15 protein-coding genes and 1 pseudogene are annotated in these 15532 nt (G+C 69.5%); 11 read left to right on the top strand and 5 right to left on the bottom strand.

Annotated elements, in window-relative coordinates; all coding sequences use genetic code 11:
- Nucleotides 1-253: 253 nt before the first annotated feature.
- Together ACZ49J_RS40030 and ACZ49J_RS40025 are read left to right on the top strand one after the other, a co-directional pair.
- A pseudogene (locus ACZ49J_RS40030) lies at nucleotides 254-361 on the top strand (GNAT family N-acetyltransferase); the annotation flags it as partial.
- Nucleotides 362-773: 412 nt separating this feature from the next.
- On the top strand, nucleotides 774-1802 hold the full coding sequence (locus ACZ49J_RS40025) for a helix-turn-helix transcriptional regulator (protein ID WP_467457727.1): 1029 nt from the start codon (nucleotides 774-776) through the stop codon (nucleotides 1800-1802).
- Here ACZ49J_RS40025 and ACZ49J_RS40020 read toward each other — a convergent pair.
- Nucleotides 1759-2703 (bottom strand): helix-turn-helix transcriptional regulator, encoded by a 945-nt coding sequence (locus ACZ49J_RS40020; RefSeq protein ID WP_467457728.1) that lies wholly within the window; start codon nucleotides 2701-2703, stop codon nucleotides 1759-1761. The two genes, ACZ49J_RS40025 and ACZ49J_RS40020, sit on opposite strands and share 44 nt — an antisense overlap.
- Before the next feature lie 59 nt (nucleotides 2704-2762).
- Entirely contained in the window at nucleotides 2763-3773 is a 1011-nt protein-coding gene (locus ACZ49J_RS40015; protein ID WP_467457729.1) for a helix-turn-helix transcriptional regulator, read from the bottom strand.
- A gap of 311 nt (nucleotides 3774-4084) precedes the next feature.
- Between ACZ49J_RS40015 and ACZ49J_RS40010 the strand changes: the two genes are divergently transcribed.
- Nucleotides 4085-4420, top strand: coding sequence for a hypothetical protein (locus tag ACZ49J_RS40010; protein WP_467457730.1), 336 nt, complete (start codon nucleotides 4085-4087; stop codon nucleotides 4418-4420).
- Between the two features lie 188 nt (nucleotides 4421-4608).
- Here ACZ49J_RS40010 and ACZ49J_RS40005 read toward each other — a convergent pair whose 3' ends face one another.
- Nucleotides 4609-5043, bottom strand: a complete 435-nt coding sequence (locus ACZ49J_RS40005; RefSeq protein WP_467455849.1) for a pyridoxamine 5'-phosphate oxidase family protein — start codon at nucleotides 5041-5043, stop codon at nucleotides 4609-4611.
- 119 nt (nucleotides 5044-5162) lie between these two features.
- Here ACZ49J_RS40005 and clpB point away from each other — a divergent pair, with 119 nt between their 5' ends.
- Together clpB and ACZ49J_RS39995 are read left to right on the top strand one after the other, a co-directional pair.
- Nucleotides 5163-7760 (top strand): ATP-dependent chaperone ClpB, encoded by a 2598-nt coding sequence (gene clpB / locus ACZ49J_RS40000; RefSeq protein WP_467455850.1) that lies wholly within the window; start codon nucleotides 5163-5165, stop codon nucleotides 7758-7760.
- Between the two features lie 266 nt (nucleotides 7761-8026).
- Nucleotides 8027-8551, top strand: a complete 525-nt coding sequence (locus ACZ49J_RS39995; RefSeq protein ID WP_467455851.1) for a YbjN domain-containing protein — start codon at nucleotides 8027-8029, stop codon at nucleotides 8549-8551.
- Between the two features lie 175 nt (nucleotides 8552-8726).
- Here the strand turns inward: ACZ49J_RS39995 and ACZ49J_RS39990 are convergent, their stop codons facing one another.
- Nucleotides 8727-9251, bottom strand: coding sequence for an ATP-binding protein (locus ACZ49J_RS39990; protein ID WP_467455853.1), 525 nt, complete (start codon nucleotides 9249-9251; stop codon nucleotides 8727-8729).
- Between the two features lie 175 nt (nucleotides 9252-9426).
- On the opposite strand from ACZ49J_RS39990, the gene ACZ49J_RS39985 reads away from it, so the two are divergent.
- The 5 genes from ACZ49J_RS39985 (at nucleotide 9427) to ACZ49J_RS39965 (ending at nucleotide 12628) form a co-directional block, all read left to right on the top strand.
- A complete protein-coding gene (locus ACZ49J_RS39985; RefSeq protein ID WP_467455976.1) occupies nucleotides 9427-10344 on the top strand; it encodes a helix-turn-helix domain-containing protein in 918 nt (305 codons plus the stop codon).
- Complete coding sequence (locus ACZ49J_RS39980; protein ID WP_468351923.1) at nucleotides 10298-10438, top strand: DUF397 domain-containing protein; 141 nt, start codon at nucleotides 10298-10300, stop codon at nucleotides 10436-10438. Before ACZ49J_RS39985 ends, ACZ49J_RS39980 begins: the two co-directional genes overlap by 47 nt.
- Before the next feature lie 283 nt (nucleotides 10439-10721).
- Entirely contained in the window at nucleotides 10722-11609 is an 888-nt protein-coding gene (locus ACZ49J_RS39975) for a hypothetical protein (protein WP_467455855.1), read from the top strand.
- Between the two features lie 68 nt (nucleotides 11610-11677).
- On the top strand, nucleotides 11678-12232 hold the full coding sequence (locus ACZ49J_RS39970; RefSeq protein WP_467455856.1) for a Uma2 family endonuclease: 555 nt from the start codon (nucleotides 11678-11680) through the stop codon (nucleotides 12230-12232).
- A 261-nt stretch (nucleotides 12233-12493) separates the two neighbouring features.
- Nucleotides 12494-12628 (top strand): hypothetical protein, encoded by a 135-nt coding sequence (locus tag ACZ49J_RS39965; RefSeq protein ID WP_467455858.1) that lies wholly within the window; start codon nucleotides 12494-12496, stop codon nucleotides 12626-12628.
- Nucleotides 12629-12646: 18 nt separating this feature from the next.
- Here ACZ49J_RS39965 and ACZ49J_RS39960 read toward each other — a convergent pair whose 3' ends face one another.
- Nucleotides 12647-13837 (bottom strand): pyridoxal phosphate-dependent aminotransferase, encoded by a 1191-nt coding sequence (locus tag ACZ49J_RS39960; RefSeq protein ID WP_467455860.1) that lies wholly within the window; start codon nucleotides 13835-13837, stop codon nucleotides 12647-12649.
- A gap of 1063 nt (nucleotides 13838-14900) precedes the next feature.
- Between ACZ49J_RS39960 and ACZ49J_RS39955 the strand changes: the two genes are divergently transcribed.
- The gene (locus ACZ49J_RS39955) at nucleotides 14901-15419 is read left to right on the top strand and encodes a DUF2617 family protein (RefSeq protein WP_467455862.1); all 519 of its coding nucleotides are present in this window, start codon (nucleotides 14901-14903) and stop codon (nucleotides 15417-15419) included.
- Nucleotides 15420-15532 lie beyond the last annotated feature (113 nt).

Below are 15532 nucleotides of genomic sequence, written 5' to 3'. Positions count from 1 at the left end.
CTCCCTCGCCGACTACCTCACCAAGGTCGGAACCACCGGCCAGCAAACCGAGCAGAACTAATCCTCAGGATTTCTGGCGCAGCACACTAGTGCCGCATCAGGCAACGTTCGCCCTGTTGTGACCGCTGGCATCGGGCGAGCGACGCACGTGCCGGTCGATGCGGGCCCTGCGCCACGCTGCCACCGCCGGTGGGCCGCCGTCACAGGACGCTTAACCGGTGGCGCCATCCGGCGTGCCGTGGAGAATGCGTCCATGCACATCAGAGCCGTGCGCCTGGACGAGCTGCCCGTGCTCCAGCACATCGAGAGGGCCGCCGGGCAGTGCTTCCGAGATGTCGGCATGCCGGAGATCGCCGAGGATCGCTGGCCGCGAAGGGCCTGACGACAGCGCGCGTCGCGGTGTCGGCCGGTTGCTGCTGGACCATCTGGCAAGGTTCGTGCTGTCGGACAATGGGTTGCCGTCCCACCTGGTCAAAGTGGTGCACATCTTCCCCGTTGATACGTGAGTATCGGCTTGTAACTGGTCGCGAACTCACGGGATCCGTAGGGCCCTGATCGGTCGTTGTGCCACGCTCCCGTGCTCCATGACGATCGCATCCCTGGCCACGCATGCACACCCTCATCTTGCTGCAACGAGGTGAACTGGGGGGTGGACATCTCGCGATCTGATGCGCATAGCACGGGCTGCGGATGTGGCGGCGCCGTGTTGCGGAGCCGGAGGGCTACCCGCATAGTTGCGCTGCGGAACACGCGAACCGGGGGTGAGTGGAGTCATGGCCGGGCACGGGACGGACGAGCATCCCCACGGTGCGGACCGGCTGTGCGAGGCCGGGGAGCGTGTGTACTCCCGGGCCGTACGCCGCGGGCACGTGCCGCGCGCGGAGGCCGAGGCCACCCCCTGCCTGGTCGAGCTGGCCCTCCTGCACCCCGACCCCGACGACATGGGCCGGCTGGTGCCCACGCCCCCGCTGGAGGTCATGACCCGGCTCCTGCGCTCCGTGGACGACGAGGTCAGCGCGAGCCAGGCCCGGGTGGGCGCCGCCGTCGCGGCCGTCGAGCGGTACGCGGGCCTCGGCGGCGGCCCGGTGCAGCCGCCCGCCGAGGGCACGGCGATCCGCGTCCTGGACGGGCTCCAGCGCATCCGCGCCGCGATCGACGAGGCGACCGAGGCGTGTGCCGCGGAGGTACTGGCGGTCCAGCCGGGCGGCATCCGCCGCGAGGACGAACTCCGTGAGGGGCTGCACCGGGCACTGGAACTGCGGGAGCGCGGCGTCCGTATGCGCGACCTCTACACGCACGTGGCCCGCCACGGCCAGGGCCTGCACAGCTACATGGACCTCATGGGTGACGCGGCGGAGGCCCGCACCCTGGACGAGGTCGTGGAGCGCCTCATCGTCTTCGACCGCGCGGTCGCCTTCATCCCCGCGAACGCGGACCGCACCATGGCCCTGGAGATCCGCCACCCCTCGCTGGTGGACTACCTGGTCACGGTCTTCGAGCGCCTGTGGCGCCTGGCGATCCCCCTCACCTCCCCGCTCCCCTCGACCGGCATCGAGGGCATCACCCACCGCGAACGCTCCATCGCGGCCCTGCTCGCGGAGGGCCACCAGGACGCGGTCATCGCGGAACGGCTCGGGATCAGCGTCCGTACGTGCCGGGCCCATATCGCGCGGTTGTCGGAGACGCTGGGGGCGGCGAGCCGCACGCAGCTGGGAGTACGGATCGCCCAGGCCGGGCTGGACGGCACGCCGCGCTCCGTCAGCTCTGTGGATCCTGTTTCAGAATCCCGGACTGGCCGATGAGGTAGCCGAGTTGGGCGCGGCTCTCACTGCCGAGGGTGGCGGCGAGTTTGGCGATGTGGACGCGGGCGGTGCGGACGTTCATACCGAGGCGGTCGGCGATGGCGGTGTCGGTGTGGCCTTCGATGAGGAGGGCGGCTATGGCGCGTTGGCGGGGGGTGATGCCGTTGAGGGTGGGCTGGTGGATGGTCTTGGGGTACATGGGGGTGGCCAGGCGCCAGAGACGGTCGAATGTGACATGGAAGTAGTCGATCAAGGCGGGTTGACGTACCTCGAGGGCGAGGGTCCGGTCCTTGTCGGCGGGGATGAAGGCGACCTTTCGGTCGATGACGATCAGTCGGTCGGTCACTTCGTCGAGTGTGCGAACCTCGATGTCACCAGTGAGTTCTTCGTAGCGGGCGATGATGGACATCGAGTGGCGCATGGTGTGGGGATAGAGAGTGCGGATGCGGGCACCGCGCTCCAGCAGGGCCCTGTCCCGCTCCAGCGCGGTGGCCTCGTCCTCGGAGCTGCGGCTGATGTTCGGCTGGATGGTGAGGAGTTCCAGCGTCGCATCGGCCATCGCCTCGGAGATGGCGGAGTTGATTCGGTGCTTACCACTGAGGACGGTGATGGCTGAGGTCTGGGCCGGGGCCGTTTGGCGGCCGTCGATCTGCATCAGCGGTTCGAACGCCTCGGCCAGGCGGACCTCGCGACGGCGTTGGTCGGCGATATGGTCCTCGACGTTGCGCAGCAGCCGGTGGAGTGCGACGGCCGGGGCCACGGGTTCCAGCCAGTGCAGGTCCACGACGGTGGGGTGCAGCAACCCGAAGTCGATCAGGCAGGGGGCGTCGGCGGTGTCCTCACGGCGAACCCGCCCTTCGCGCAGGGCGCGAGCGTACAGATCCGTTCCGGCTTGGCACATGTCCTCCGCACTATGTGTCTGATGCGCCTTCGTCACGCGTGCGTTTCCCCCTCAGCTGGTCAGTGGTCCTGTTCCAAAATCCCTGACTGGGCTATGAGGTAGCCCAGTTGGGCCCGGCTCCCGCTGCCCAGGGCCGTGGCCAGCTTCGCTATGTGGGCCCTGCAGGTGCGGACGTTCATGCCGAGGCGGCGGGCTATGGCCTCGTCGACGTGGCCTTCCACGAGGAGTTTGGCTATGGAGTGCTGGATGTCGGTGATGCCGTCGGGGGCGGTTTCGTAGGGAGCGCCAGTACTCAGGGGCACCGCACGGGCCCACATGAACTCGAAAACCTTGATCAGGTAGCGCACCAGGCCCGGGTGGCGTAGCTCCAGGGCGACCTGCCGGTCGTCGCGCGTGGGTATGAAGGCGACGCTCTCGTCCAGGATGATGAGGCGCTCGACCAGTTCGTCGATGGTTCGGTATTCCACTTTGCCATCGGAGAACTGCTCCACGTAGGCCAGCGTCTCGGGGCTGTACCGAGCGGTGTGTTGATAGAGGGTCCGGATGCGCACACCACGCTCGATCAAAGGCCTGTCCCGTTCTAGCCCTTGGACGAGGGTGTGCTCGACCCGGCGGCCGCTCGGTTGAACCGTGAGCATCTCGGACTGGGCCTGGGCCGTGGCCAGGTCGAGAGCCGCGTTGATCCGGTCGAGACCCTCAAGAACCGTGATCGAATGCGTGTGAGCCGTCGCCTGAGCACTGAGGGCCATGAATGGCTCGAAAGCATCGGACAGTTCGATGGACAGTCTTCTGCGCTCGGCGATCTCGCGCTCTATGGGGTTGAGTCGCTGTGCCAGGGCCACCGACGGAGCAACCGGACGCAGCCAGTTGGCGTCGTCGGGGTCGGGGTGCAGTAGCGCGAACTCCATCAGGCAGGGAGCGGGCTCCACGTCCGCACGGGCAATGCGTCCCATGCGGAGAGCAATGGTGTAGAGGCGGTTTCCTTCCTCACACAGTTCGGTCACCGCATGGGGATGTGTCACCTTTGTCTGATTTGTTGTCAAATCTCCACCCCCCAGGGTCCTGAACATGCAGGAACATGATGCATCGATTGTGTGGCCATGACGTGCCTGAATGAGCCATCGTCGTATTCGACGGGGGAAGAGGTGACCTTCAAGTGAGGACGAAGCCGACTATGCGCAAGAGAATGCTTCGCTCGGTGCTTGTCGCCGCCTTCTCCGCCGTTGTGGCCTTCGGCGCACTGAGTGGCCTCTCCGGCGTGGAGGGCGACGTTCAAGGGGGCGGTGGTGGGACCTCCGTGGCCGCGATCGCCGCAGTGGCGCAGGACAGTACGTGGGGCTCGCCGCCGGCGAACCCGGGCGACAGTACTTGGGGCTGACTGATGACCACACCCCCCGACGACCGCTCCTTCCGCCGAGAAATGGCGACCGCCTACCGCTCCGGCTGGCACTTCATCGACCTGGCCACCGCCATCCCCCACAGCGGTGACTCGTTGATGGTGACCGTGTTCGGCGAGCCGGTCGTGGTCACCCGGGACGAGGACGAGGACGTCCGGGCGTACCGGTGTCTGCGGCGCCCGCGCGGCGCGCCGCAGCCCGTGCGGTGTGCCATCCGGTACGGAATGATCTTCGTGAACCTCGACCAGCGCGACCACCAGCTCGCCGAACCGGAGGCTCCGGCCTCCGCCACCATGCCAGCCACCCCCCGCAGTGCCTGACGCGATACCCCCGTCGTTGTAGATCGCGCAGGCGCTTCCCCCCAGCAGCGGCGTCACCGTGACCTGAACACGGTGACGCCGCTGCAGGTTTACGGCGATATCTCCGGGTATCCACCGGTCCGGGCGAGGGCCCGACGCTGGCCGGAACCGCGCGGTCCGCAGGACGGCCGACTCCGATGAGGGAACCCTCACGCCCTTCCCAGCGTCCGGGCCACCTCGATCTCGATCACCACCCGGGACGGGTTCGGTGACGGAACCCGCCCGTACCGCTCCGCGTACCGCCGCTCCGCGTCCGCCACCCGGTCCGGGTCCGTGCGGACGAAGGCCCGCCCCTCCAGCGTCGCCCAGCGGCCCCGGTCCACCTGGCACACCGCGACCCGGGCGCCGTCGGGCCCCGCCGCCCTGATGTGCCGTACCTTCGCGCTCCCCGCACGGGTGATCACCCGAGCCAGTCGTGCCTCGGGCTCGTATGTAACCCCGACGGGCACCACATGCGGGCTGCCGTCCGGGCGGAGTGTCGTCAGGGTGCACAGGTGGCGCTCCCGCCAGAACGCGACGTATGCGAGATGCGACGCGTCCGGTTGTTCGGCCGGAAGGGTGGGATCCGTGTCAGGGGTGCTCATGCGTCGGGAACCTAGCGGCAGAGCCTCCCGCATATCGCCTTGAGTGGAATAGACTCAACTTTGTGGACGTTGCTCAAGTCAGCGTGGATGACGGCTGACGCAAGGAGGAGACTGCGAACGTGGACGCCGAGCTGACCAACAGGAGCCGGGACGCGATCAACGCGGCCAGTAACCGGGCCGTGTCGGAGGGGCACCCGGACTTCACCCCCGCCCACCTGCTCCTCGCTCTGCTCCAGGGGCAGGACAACGAGAACATCATCGACCTGCTGGCCGCCGTCGACGCCGACCAGGCCTCCGTGCGCGCCGGCGCGGAGAAGGCCCTCGCCGGCCTGCCCAGCGTCACGGGTACCACCGTCGCGCCGCCCCAGCCCAACCGCGAGCTCCTCGCCGTGGTCGCCGACGCCCAGACGCGGGCCAAGGAGCTCGGGGACGACTACGTGTCGACCGAGCACCTGCTCATCGGCATCGCGGCCAAGGGCGGTCAGGCCGGGGAGGTGCTCGCCCAGCAGGGCGCCGACGCGAAGAAGCTCCTGGAGGCCTTCCAGAAGACCAGGGGAGGACGCCGGGTGACCACCGCGGACCCCGAGGGGCAGTACAAGGCCCTGGAGAAGTTCGGGACCGACTTCACCGCCGCCGCGAGGGAAGGCAAGCTCGACCCCGTCATCGGGCGCGACACGGAGATCCGGCGGGTCGTGCAGGTGCTCAGCCGCCGGACCAAGAACAACCCCGTGCTCATCGGTGAGCCCGGCGTCGGCAAGACCGCCGTCGTCGAGGGGCTCGCCCAGCGGATCGTCAAGGGTGACGTGCCCGAGTCCCTGAGGGACAAGCGGCTCGTCGCGCTCGACCTGGGCGCGATGGTCGCCGGCGCCAAGTACCGGGGTGAGTTCGAGGAGCGGCTGAAGACCGTACTCGCCGAGATCAAGGACTCCGACGGGCAGATCATCACCTTCATCGACGAGCTGCACACCGTCGTGGGGGCCGGTGCCGGCGGGGACTCCGCGATGGACGCCGGCAACATGCTCAAGCCCATGCTCGCCCGGGGTGAGCTGCGCATGGTCGGTGCCACCACGCTGGACGAGTACCGGGAGCGGATCGAGAAGGACCCCGCCCTGGAGCGGCGGTTCCAGCAGGTGCTGGTCGCCGAGCCGACGGTCGAGGACACCATCGCCATCCTGCGCGGGCTCAAGGGACGGTACGAGGCCCACCACAAGGTGCAGATCGCGGACAGCGCGCTCGTCGCCGCCGCGACCCTCTCCGACCGGTACATCACCTCCCGTTTCCTGCCCGACAAGGCCATCGACCTCGTCGACGAGTCGGCCTCCCGGCTCCGCATGGAGATCGACTCCTCCCCGGTCGAGATCGACGAACTCCAGCGCGCCGTCGACCGGCTGAAGATGGAGGAGCTGGCCCTGGAGAAGGAGACCGACGCCGCCTCCCGCGAGCGGCTGGAGCGGCTGCGCCGCGACCTCGCCGACAAGGAGGAGGAGCTGAGGGGCCTCACCGCCCGCTGGGAGAAGGAGAAGCAGTCCCTCAACCGCGTCGGTGAGCTGAAGGAGAAGCTCGACGAACTGCGCGGCCAGGCCGAACGCGCCCAGCGCGACGGCGACTTCGACACCGCCTCCAAGCTGCTGTACGGCGAGATCCCGGCCCTGGAGCGGGACCTGGAGGCCGCCTCCGAGGCCGAGGAGGAGGTCGCCAGGGACACCATGGTGAAGGAGGAGGTCGGCTCCGACGACATCGCGGACGTCGTCGCCTCCTGGACCGGTATCCCCGCCGGACGCCTGCTGGAGGGCGAGACCCAGAAGCTGCTGCGGATGGAGGACGAGCTGGGGCGCCGGCTCATCGGCCAGACGGAGGCCGTGCGGGCGGTGAGCGACGCCGTACGGCGGTCCCGCGCCGGTATCGCCGACCCGGACCGTCCGACCGGCTCCTTCCTCTTCCTCGGCCCGACCGGTGTCGGCAAGACCGAGCTCGCCAAGGCCCTCGCGGACTTCCTCTTCGACGACGAGCGGGCCATGGTCCGCATCGACATGAGCGAGTACAGCGAGAAGCACAGCGTGGCCCGCCTGGTCGGCGCGCCCCCCGGCTACGTCGGCTACGAGGAGGGCGGCCAGCTGACCGAGGCGGTGCGCAGGCGGCCGTACAGCGTCGTACTCCTCGACGAGGTCGAGAAGGCGCACCCCGAGGTCTTCGACATCCTCCTGCAGGTGCTGGACGACGGGCGGCTGACGGACGGTCAGGGGCGTACGGTCGACTTCCGCAACACCATCCTGATCCTCACCTCCAACCTCGGCAGCCAGTTCCTCGTGGACCCGCTCACGTCCGAGCAGGAGAAGAAGGAGCAGGTGCTGGAGGTGGTGAGGTCCTCCTTCAAGCCGGAGTTCCTCAACCGCCTGGACGACCTCGTGGTCTTCTCCGCGCTGAACAAGGCGGAGCTGGAGCGCATCGCCGAGCTCCAGATCGACCGCCTGGCCAAGCGCCTCGCCGAGCGCCGGCTCACCCTGGAGATCACGCCCGAGGCCCTGGCCTGGCTGGCGGACGAGGGCCTGGACCCGGCGTACGGAGCCCGCCCGCTGCGCCGTCTCGTCCAGACCGCCATCGGCGACCGCCTCGCCAAGGAGATCCTCGCGGGCGAGATCAAGGACGGCGACACGGTCCGGGTGGACGCCTTCGGCGAGGGCCTCATCGTGGGGCCCGCCACGGGGAAGACGCTGTAGTTCCCGGGCCCCCTTCCGGCCGCGGGTTCCCGGGCTCCTTCCGGTCGCGAGTCCCGGGCCCCTTCCGGTCGCGCCCCGGGGCAGGCAGCTGCCCCGGGGCCGCGTGCCGCGTACTCACATCGGTGTACTCACGTCGGTAATGCGCCACGCGGAGGAGCCCGTAGGCCATGCAGGTTGCCGGGTGTGGGGCAAGAGAGAGAGGGTGGAGGTGTACGTCTGGTCTCAGTGATGGCCGGACGAGCCAGACGACCGCAGGAGTACCCAGTATGTCCATCGACCCGTCCTCGATTCCGAACTTCGGGGGCCAGCCCGAGCCGCAGCCCCAAGGACCGGCGGGCCCCGTCGTCCCGGATCAGGACCTCGTGAAGCAGCTCCTCGACCAGATGGAGCTGAAGTACGTCGTCGACGACGAGGGCGACCTCGCGGCGCCGTGGGAGCAGTTCCGCACGTACTTCATGTTCCGCGGCGAGGGCGACCAGCAGGTCTTCTCGGTACGGACGTTCTACGACCGGCCGCACAAGATCGATGAGAAGCAGGCGCTGCTGGAGACGATCGACGACTGGAACCGTCGCACGCTGTGGCCGAAGGTGTACAGCCACACGCACGACGACGGAACCGTCCGCCTCATCGGTGAGGCGCAACTGCTGATCGGCACCGGCGTCAGCCTGGAGCACTTCGTTTCGTCGACCGTGAGCTGGGTGCGGGCGGCCATCGAGTTCGACAAGTGGCTCGTGGAGCAGCTCGGCCTCGCGGAGGAAGTCGAGGACGCGGAGAAGCCCGACGACGAGTGATCCCCACCAGGGCGTGTGACTGACCACGACCAGGAACGCGCCGCAGACACAGCAGAGCCCGGCCAGGGCACCGACCACCACGGTCGCGTGCCGTGGCCGGGCTCTCGCCGTCCGTACCGGCGCCCGGGCCCGAGGCAGCAGCGGGAACGCACCGAGGCACCCCGCTCCGGGCGAGTCATCGCTCGATGGCGCACTCCGCCCAAACCGTCTTCCCCATGGGCCGGCGAGGCTCGGCCCCCCAGCGCACGGCCAGGACGTCCACCAGGAGCAGCCCTCGACCGGACTCGCCTTCGGGGTACGACGACGGCGGCGCCGTGGGCGGCTGCTTGACGGAGGCGGCGTCCGACACCTCGACACGAACCAGGCCCGCAGCCGCGTCGAGGGCGAGCCGGAGGCTGAAGTCGCGTCCGGGGACGTGGCCGTGCTGAACGGCGTTCGCGGCGAGTTCACCGACGATGAGGGCGACCGTGCACGAGGCGTCCGACGCCGGCGGGTGGCCCCACTCGTCCATGCGTCGGACGGCGAGACGCCGTGCGAGCCGCGCACCACGCGGTGAGGAGACGAACTGTTCTGTCCAGGAGGGGAGTTCCCGGGCCGTTGGCCTTGCCGTTGCCGTGTCGGCGAGCGCGACGGTTTCCGCCGCGAGGGGTGTGGCGCTGCGCAGTGGCTCGTCTCCCGAGGTGGTTGTTCCTGTCAGCACGGCTGTCTGTCCTTGTCTGTCGACCTGAGGCATCCCGCGACGCACATGCGCCGTCACGTTCCGTACTCAAGAGTCGTCTGATCGCTCTACGCTCGACAGGTGACACAGCCTTACTTTTCCTCCCGTAAGGAACGGAAGTGACGCTTTGGCCAACGGAATTGACCCCAGTACGTCGATGGCGGCCCTGTTCGGCGCACGCGTACGCAGACTGCGCACGGCGGCCGGGCTGACCCAGGCCGAACTCGGCGACAGAACGCACGTCGTGAGCACGCGGATCACACAGATCGAGCGGGCGTCCGGAGCGAAGCCGACGCTGGAGCTGGCACGTGCGCTGGACGCGGTGCTGGGGGCGGATGACCTGCTGGTCGAGTTGTGGCCGTACGTGTACCGGGAGGCGTTTCCGGACTGGTCGCGGAAGTTCATGGAGTACTCGGAGCGGGCGGTGGCCATCAGCGAGTACGCGGCTCATGTGGTGCCGGGCTTGCTGCAGACGGAGGCTTACGCGCGGGCGGTGCTGAGTGTCGGTCGAACGCTCGGTAGCAAGGAGCAGTTGGAAGAGCGGGTGGCCCTTCGCGTGGGACGGCAGGAGCGGCTCGGCGCACCCGATCGGCCCGAGGTGTGGGTGGTCCTCGACGAGGCGGTGCTCAGGCGCCCGGTCGGCGGCCAGGCCGTGATGGGCGAGCAGTTGGAGCGGCTGCTCCAGACGGCGACGACAGCTCACATCACCGTGCAGGTTCTGCCGTTCGACCAGGGCGAGCACGACGCCATGGGCGGCTCGCTCACGGTGCTCACCATGCCGGACGGCTCGGAGATCGCCTACACCGAAGGTGCGCACTACGGCCAACTCATCGAGGATCCGGACGAGGTCAGGAGCTTCGCGCTGACCTACGATCGGCTGCGGGCGGCAGCTCTGCCCCCTCTCATGTCACTCGACATGATCCGATCCGTGATGGAGGACAACCACCGTGGAGCGAAGGTCCCATCCCGATCTGAACGGCGCCGCGTGGCGCAAGAGCAGCTACAGCAATCAGGAGGGCGGCAACTGCGTGGAGGTGGCCGGCGGGTTCCGGGGAACCGTCGTCCCCGTCCGTGACAGCAAAGCCCCGAACGGTCCGGCGCTGTGCTTCGAAGCCGAATCCTGGGCCGCCTTCATAGGCGAGTTGAAGACCGGACACGCCCGTCCCTGAGGCGGCCGGGCCCCGGCCGCCGCCCGTCTTCCTGGCTCACCGGACCCTTGTCCGCGAGGGTCCGGCGGGCCACTGACCTCCCCAAAGAACCGGGAGAAAGAACTACCCGCCCACCCACCCTCCCTCGCCAGGAAGCCCTCGTCACCCGTCCGAGTGACCGGCTTGCAGGCGCGGGATTCGGACGGCTACGTTCGCCGCGACAACCCCACTCAGACGACGGCCCCCGGCCGGGACTGCAATCCCGAACGAGGGCCTGACCGATCAGGAAGCTCCAACCTTCCCAATGGCTGACTCGCAGTCTAACGCGCCCCTGCGCGCCGACGCCGGGCCTCCGACCTCCGGCGTGATCCACGTACGCACCCGTCTCACGGCCGGCTTCACCGTGATCTCCAACGCCCTCGCCCAGCGGCGCGGCAGCGCGGTCACCGTCGGTGTCGCGGCGTACGTCTCCTCCCTGCCCGACGGCTCCTCCGTGACCATCACCGCCCTGTGTGAACACTTCAGCGAGGGGGAGATCCTGATCTCGCGAGCGCTCAGGGAGCTCGAAGAGGCCGGATACCTGGAGCGCCGTCGCGAGCGAACGCCCACCGGGCAGGTCCGCACCCGGACGTACTTCTACGACGTACCCGGCGGCGATCCGGATCCGGACCCCGAGCCGCCGAAGCCGCGGCGGCCCCGGAGGCAGCCCGCCGCTGCGGCGGTCACGCCCGCGTCCGCGGCGGTGGAGAACACGGTGGCGGCGCCCGTACAGGCCGAGGCGGAGACACCGGTCCCGCTCGCCGACGCCGACCCTCGCGCCATCGCCGTACTTTCCGCCCTGCGCCGGGTCGATCCGCGGCTGATCCTCTCCGAGCAAGAGGCTGCCCGCCTGGCACCGGCCGTCACCCGGTGGCTCGGGGCAGGCCTCCTGCCCACACAGATCACAGACCACCTCACCGCAGGACTCCCGGACCAGCTCCTGGTCCGCCCGGCCGGCATCCTCGCCTACCGGCTCAAGGAGACTCCCCTGTCCGCACCGGCCAGAAGCGCAGAACCCGCAGTACGTCCCCCAGGACGTCCGGCGGTCCTTCCCATGCGGAACTGCGACGGCTGCGACCGCGGGTTCCGTGCGGCGGAACCCGGCCGCTGCCGGGACTGCCGATCCGGCAGCCGTCTCCGTGCGGTCGGCTGAGCCGGTTGCGGGCTCGGTGACGCGGCACTGTCCCTCGTATCCTGACCACACACGGGAAGGAGCCGTCCATGAGCGTCGACGCGATCGTGCACACCGAGTTCCCCAAGGGGTACACGGTCCTGTTCGGGGCCGACGGAAAGGTGATCATGACCCCGCAGAGCGAAGAGCACTCCAGCACCATCAGGTCGATGCAGATCGACTCCGCTCTCGCCCTCGGCCGTCAGGCGAAGGTCATTTCCGATGTCTACATCGACTTCCCCGCCGACGAGAACTCCGCCCCCGACCTCGCGATCCTGCGGGAGGACGCACGCAAGGAAGGCAAGCGCTACAGCTTCGAGGACGTGCTGCTGATCTCCGAGGTCGTCTCGACCTCTTCCGCGCGCAAGGACTACGACGACTGCACCGCGAAGTACGGCCGCTACGGAATCCCGATCTACCTGGTCGTGGACCCCTACGCCCAGGAAGTCGTCCTTCACACCCAGCCGATCGCCACGGGGTACATCGCGGCACACACCCACAAGTACGGCACGGGCAAGCTCCCCATCCCCCTGGCCGACGGCCGCACCTTCACCCTCGACCTCGACGAACTCCCGCGCCCGGTTCCCGAGGCGGACGCCCGCTGACGAGGGACTCCGGTCCCGGTCGATCAGGCGGCAGTCGAGTGTGGTGCGCGGCGGCTCGGAGCAACCACGGGTCAGCGTCCCTCCGCTCAGCGGCTGGAACGTCATCCACGGGACGACGGAGGCCGCGACCGGTTGGGAGGAGCTGTGCCGGGTGGCGTTGCCGAACGCCCATCGCTGCCTGGAAGCCCTTCGCACAGACCCGCTGTCGCGGGCCAACTGGAATCGCCAGCACCAGCTTCGCGGCAGGCACGCCACCAGGGAATGGAAGGATCCGAGCTGGAGCAGTGGGAGTACGAGATCACTAGCGGAGGCCGGGTCCGCTACCTGGTCAGCCCGGATACCTCAACTGTGATCCTGGTGTACGCCTCTCCGCGACACCCGAAGGACACCGAATAGCCCAACCGGCCCGGGGCCCTATGCGCTCAGTGTCTTGAGGCGAGAAGCGGCCTCCTCCAGTACGCCTGTCCGCTTGCAGAAGGCGAACCGCACGAAGGGCGCGCCCGCCTCGCGGTGGTCGTAGAAGACGGCGTTCGGGATGGCGACCACACCCGCGCGCTCCGGCAGCGCGCGGCAGAAGGCGAAGCCGTCGGACTCGCCGAGGGGCCGGATGTCGGTGGTGATGAAGTACGTGCCCGCCGTCCGGAAGACCTTGAAGCCCGCCTCCTCCAGCCCGGCCGCCAGCACGTCCCGCTTGGCCAGCATGTCCGCGCGGAACGACGCGAAGTACGTGTCCGGCAGGGCGAGCGCCTCGGCGACCGCGTACTGGAACGGCCCGGACGAGACGTACGTCAGGTACTGCTTCGCCGACCGCACGGCGGACACCAGCTCCGGCGCGGACGTCACCCAGCCCACCTTCCAGCCGGTGAACGAGAACGACTTCCCCGCGCTGCCGATGGTGACCGTCCGCTCCCGCATGCCCGGGAAGGTCGCCAGCGGCAGGTGTTCGGCGTCGTCGAAGACCAGGTGCTCGTACACCTCGTCCGTCACGACCAGCAGATCCCGCTCGACGGCCAGCTCGGCGATCGCCGTCAGCTCCTCGCGCGTGAGGACGGTGCCGGTGGGGTTGTGCGGGGTGTTGATCAGCAGCAGCCGGGTGCGGTCGGTGACGGCGTCCCGCAGCTCGTCGAGATCCAGGCGGAACGAGCCGTCGTGCGGCCGGAGGGTGACCGGGACCCGCGTGCCGCCCGCCATCGCGATGCACGCCGCGTACGAGTCGTAGTACGGCTCCAGGGCGACGACCTCGTCCCCCGGCTCCAGCAGGCCCAGCAGGGCCGCGGCGATGGCCTCCGTCGCGCCCGCCGTCACGAGCACCTCCGTGTCCGGGTCGTAGGACAGCCCGTAACGCCGCTCCTGGTGCACCGCGACCGCCGTACGCAGCTCGGGGACGCCGGGGCCCGGCGGGTACTGGTTGCCGCGCCCGTCGCGCAGGGCCCGCACGGCCGCCTCCTGGATCTCCTCGGGACCGTCGGTGTCGGGGAAGCCCTGGCCCAGATTGATGGCCCCGGTGCGCACGGCCAGCGCCGACATCTCGGCGAAGATCGTCGTCCCGAACTCGGCGAGCCGGCGGTTGAGCGGGGGGCGGGCGCTGCGGGAGCTGGAGGTCATGGGCGCCATCCTGCGCCGAAGCTCTGGAGTTCCTCAACTCTGCTTTCGCGGGTGAGCCGCGCGGGCATCGCACCGTCACGCGAGAAGCGGGGACACCGGTCCGAGCCCACGGGGGGCGGCCGGGGGCCGTTTCGGGGGAACGGAAGGAGGGTGACGCCATGGGAGTGGTACTTGGCCTCATCCTGGCGGTCGTCGTCGTTGGCGTGGTGGTCGCGGTCGCTGTGTCCGCGAGCCGCCGCGCGGCCAGGAGGCCGGTGCGGTCGGGAGGCCGCGTCCGGAGCTCGGGCTCGTCCCACAGCTGGTGGGCGGGCGGCGGGGGCTCCGGGGCGTCGTGCGGCGGCGGCTCCTCCTGCGGGAGCAGCTCGTCCTGCGGCGGCGGGTCCTCCTGCGGGGGCGGGGGCGGGGGCGGGGGCGGATGTGGCGGAGGCAGCTGACACCGCCCGCAGGTGAATGTGCAGGGAGGCGAACAGACGCAGGACACGGACACGGACACGGATACGGATACGGATACGGATACGGATACGGATACGGATACGGATACGGATACGGACCTGTCCCGACCGTGAGAGCGAGCGCCCGCGGGGAGACGACATCTCCCGGCGGGCGCTCACTGTCGTGCGCCGCCGTGCGGGCAGGCGTCGTGCGGGCGGCGGTCGTGCGGGCAGGCGTCGTGCGGGCGGCGGTCGTGTGGGCAGGCGTCGTGCCCGCGGACCGGCGTCCCATGGCGCACACCGCCCACACGGGGGCGCGCGCGTACCCGTGCTCTCGTCACTGCGCCCGTGCGCCTGATCGGCATTGCGGCGCGGTGGGCAGCCGCCCGGTTGAACAGGTGAGCTGTGCAGCCCTCGGGGGGATGGAAACCCCACGAAGTTGGGTAAAAACGCTGTGGCGGCGCCACAGTTCATGATTCCCTATAAATCGCCAACGCAGCCCCCGGACGTGCTCACCTCGTCTGACTGATCCGATCCGGCTGGCCGGGCCTTTCTCCCGGTGCCGGCCGGGGCGCGACGGACCCCCCACTCCGTTCCCCCACTCCTTCTTTGCGTGCTTGCGGAGCCGACCCATGCTCACGACCCTGAACACCTCCTACACCGACACGCGTGCGGCCGACCTCGCCTGGGCGCTCGGGCGTGAACCGCTGCCCGCGCTCGCGACCCTCGACCTGGAACTGGTCGGGGCCAAGCTCCAGTTGAGACTGCTCGGCGCGTCCCACCAGGTCCTCCTGGAGGAGGAGCGGGGCGGCTGCTCGGAGACGGTGGCGTGCATCGCGGGTTCCAGCGCACCGCTTCCCCTCGGTGTGACCAAGCGGGTCGGCGAGTGGGAGTACGAGTTCGCGGCCCGCGTGGAGGTCCTCTCGCCCGGCTCCTTCGCCGGCCGCGCCCAGGAGTTGCTGGCGCTCGTCTCCGACCACCCGCACGGTCTGGCCGGCGTCTTCCCCGGCAGCCCGTACGCGTTCACCGCGATGCTCGCGCAGCGGCACGAGGGCCAGGTCCACTGGCGCACGTGGCACGCGTACCCGCAGGACGGGCAGTTGGTGGCGACGAGAACGAGGGTGGGGGTACGGGTGAGGGCGGCGCTGTAGGGCTACGGCAAGCTCCGCGGCCCAGGGGCGCGCACAAACCCCGGTCACCCTCACAAGGCCCGACTTTCACACGTGTGGGTGACCGGGCGCGCTGGAGCCGTGACGTAGCGTTG

Source organism: Streptomyces sp. NPDC030840 (assembly GCF_055572015.1).
The sequence above is the reverse complement of the archived record's forward strand: the minus strand, read 5'-3'. Positions and strand labels throughout refer to the sequence as shown.

Coding starts and splice junctions, on each gene's coding strand:
- ACZ49J_RS40025 (WP_467457727.1), top strand. CDS start 774: ATGGCCGGGCACGGGACGGACGAGCATCCCCACGGTGCGGACCGGCTG.
- ACZ49J_RS40020 (WP_467457728.1), bottom strand. CDS start 2,703: ATGTGCCAAGCCGGAACGGATCTGTACGCTCGCGCCCTGCGCGAAGGG.
- ACZ49J_RS40015 (WP_467457729.1), bottom strand. CDS start 3,773: ATGTTCAGGACCCTGGGGGGTGGAGATTTGACAACAAATCAGACAAAG.
- ACZ49J_RS40010 (WP_467457730.1), top strand. CDS start 4,085: ATGACCACACCCCCCGACGACCGCTCCTTCCGCCGAGAAATGGCGACC.
- ACZ49J_RS40005 (WP_467455849.1), bottom strand. CDS start 5,043: ATGAGCACCCCTGACACGGATCCCACCCTTCCGGCCGAACAACCGGAC.
- ACZ49J_RS39995 (WP_467455851.1), top strand. CDS start 8,027: ATGTCCATCGACCCGTCCTCGATTCCGAACTTCGGGGGCCAGCCCGAG.
- ACZ49J_RS39985 (WP_467455976.1), top strand. CDS start 9,427: ATGGCGGCCCTGTTCGGCGCACGCGTACGCAGACTGCGCACGGCGGCC.
- ACZ49J_RS39975 (WP_467455855.1), top strand. CDS start 10,722: ATGGCTGACTCGCAGTCTAACGCGCCCCTGCGCGCCGACGCCGGGCCT.
- ACZ49J_RS39970 (WP_467455856.1), top strand. CDS start 11,678: ATGAGCGTCGACGCGATCGTGCACACCGAGTTCCCCAAGGGGTACACG.
- ACZ49J_RS39965 (WP_467455858.1), top strand. CDS start 12,494: ATGGAAGGATCCGAGCTGGAGCAGTGGGAGTACGAGATCACTAGCGGA.
- ACZ49J_RS39960 (WP_467455860.1), bottom strand. CDS start 13,837: ATGACCTCCAGCTCCCGCAGCGCCCGCCCCCCGCTCAACCGCCGGCTC.
- ACZ49J_RS39955 (WP_467455862.1), top strand. CDS start 14,901: ATGCTCACGACCCTGAACACCTCCTACACCGACACGCGTGCGGCCGAC.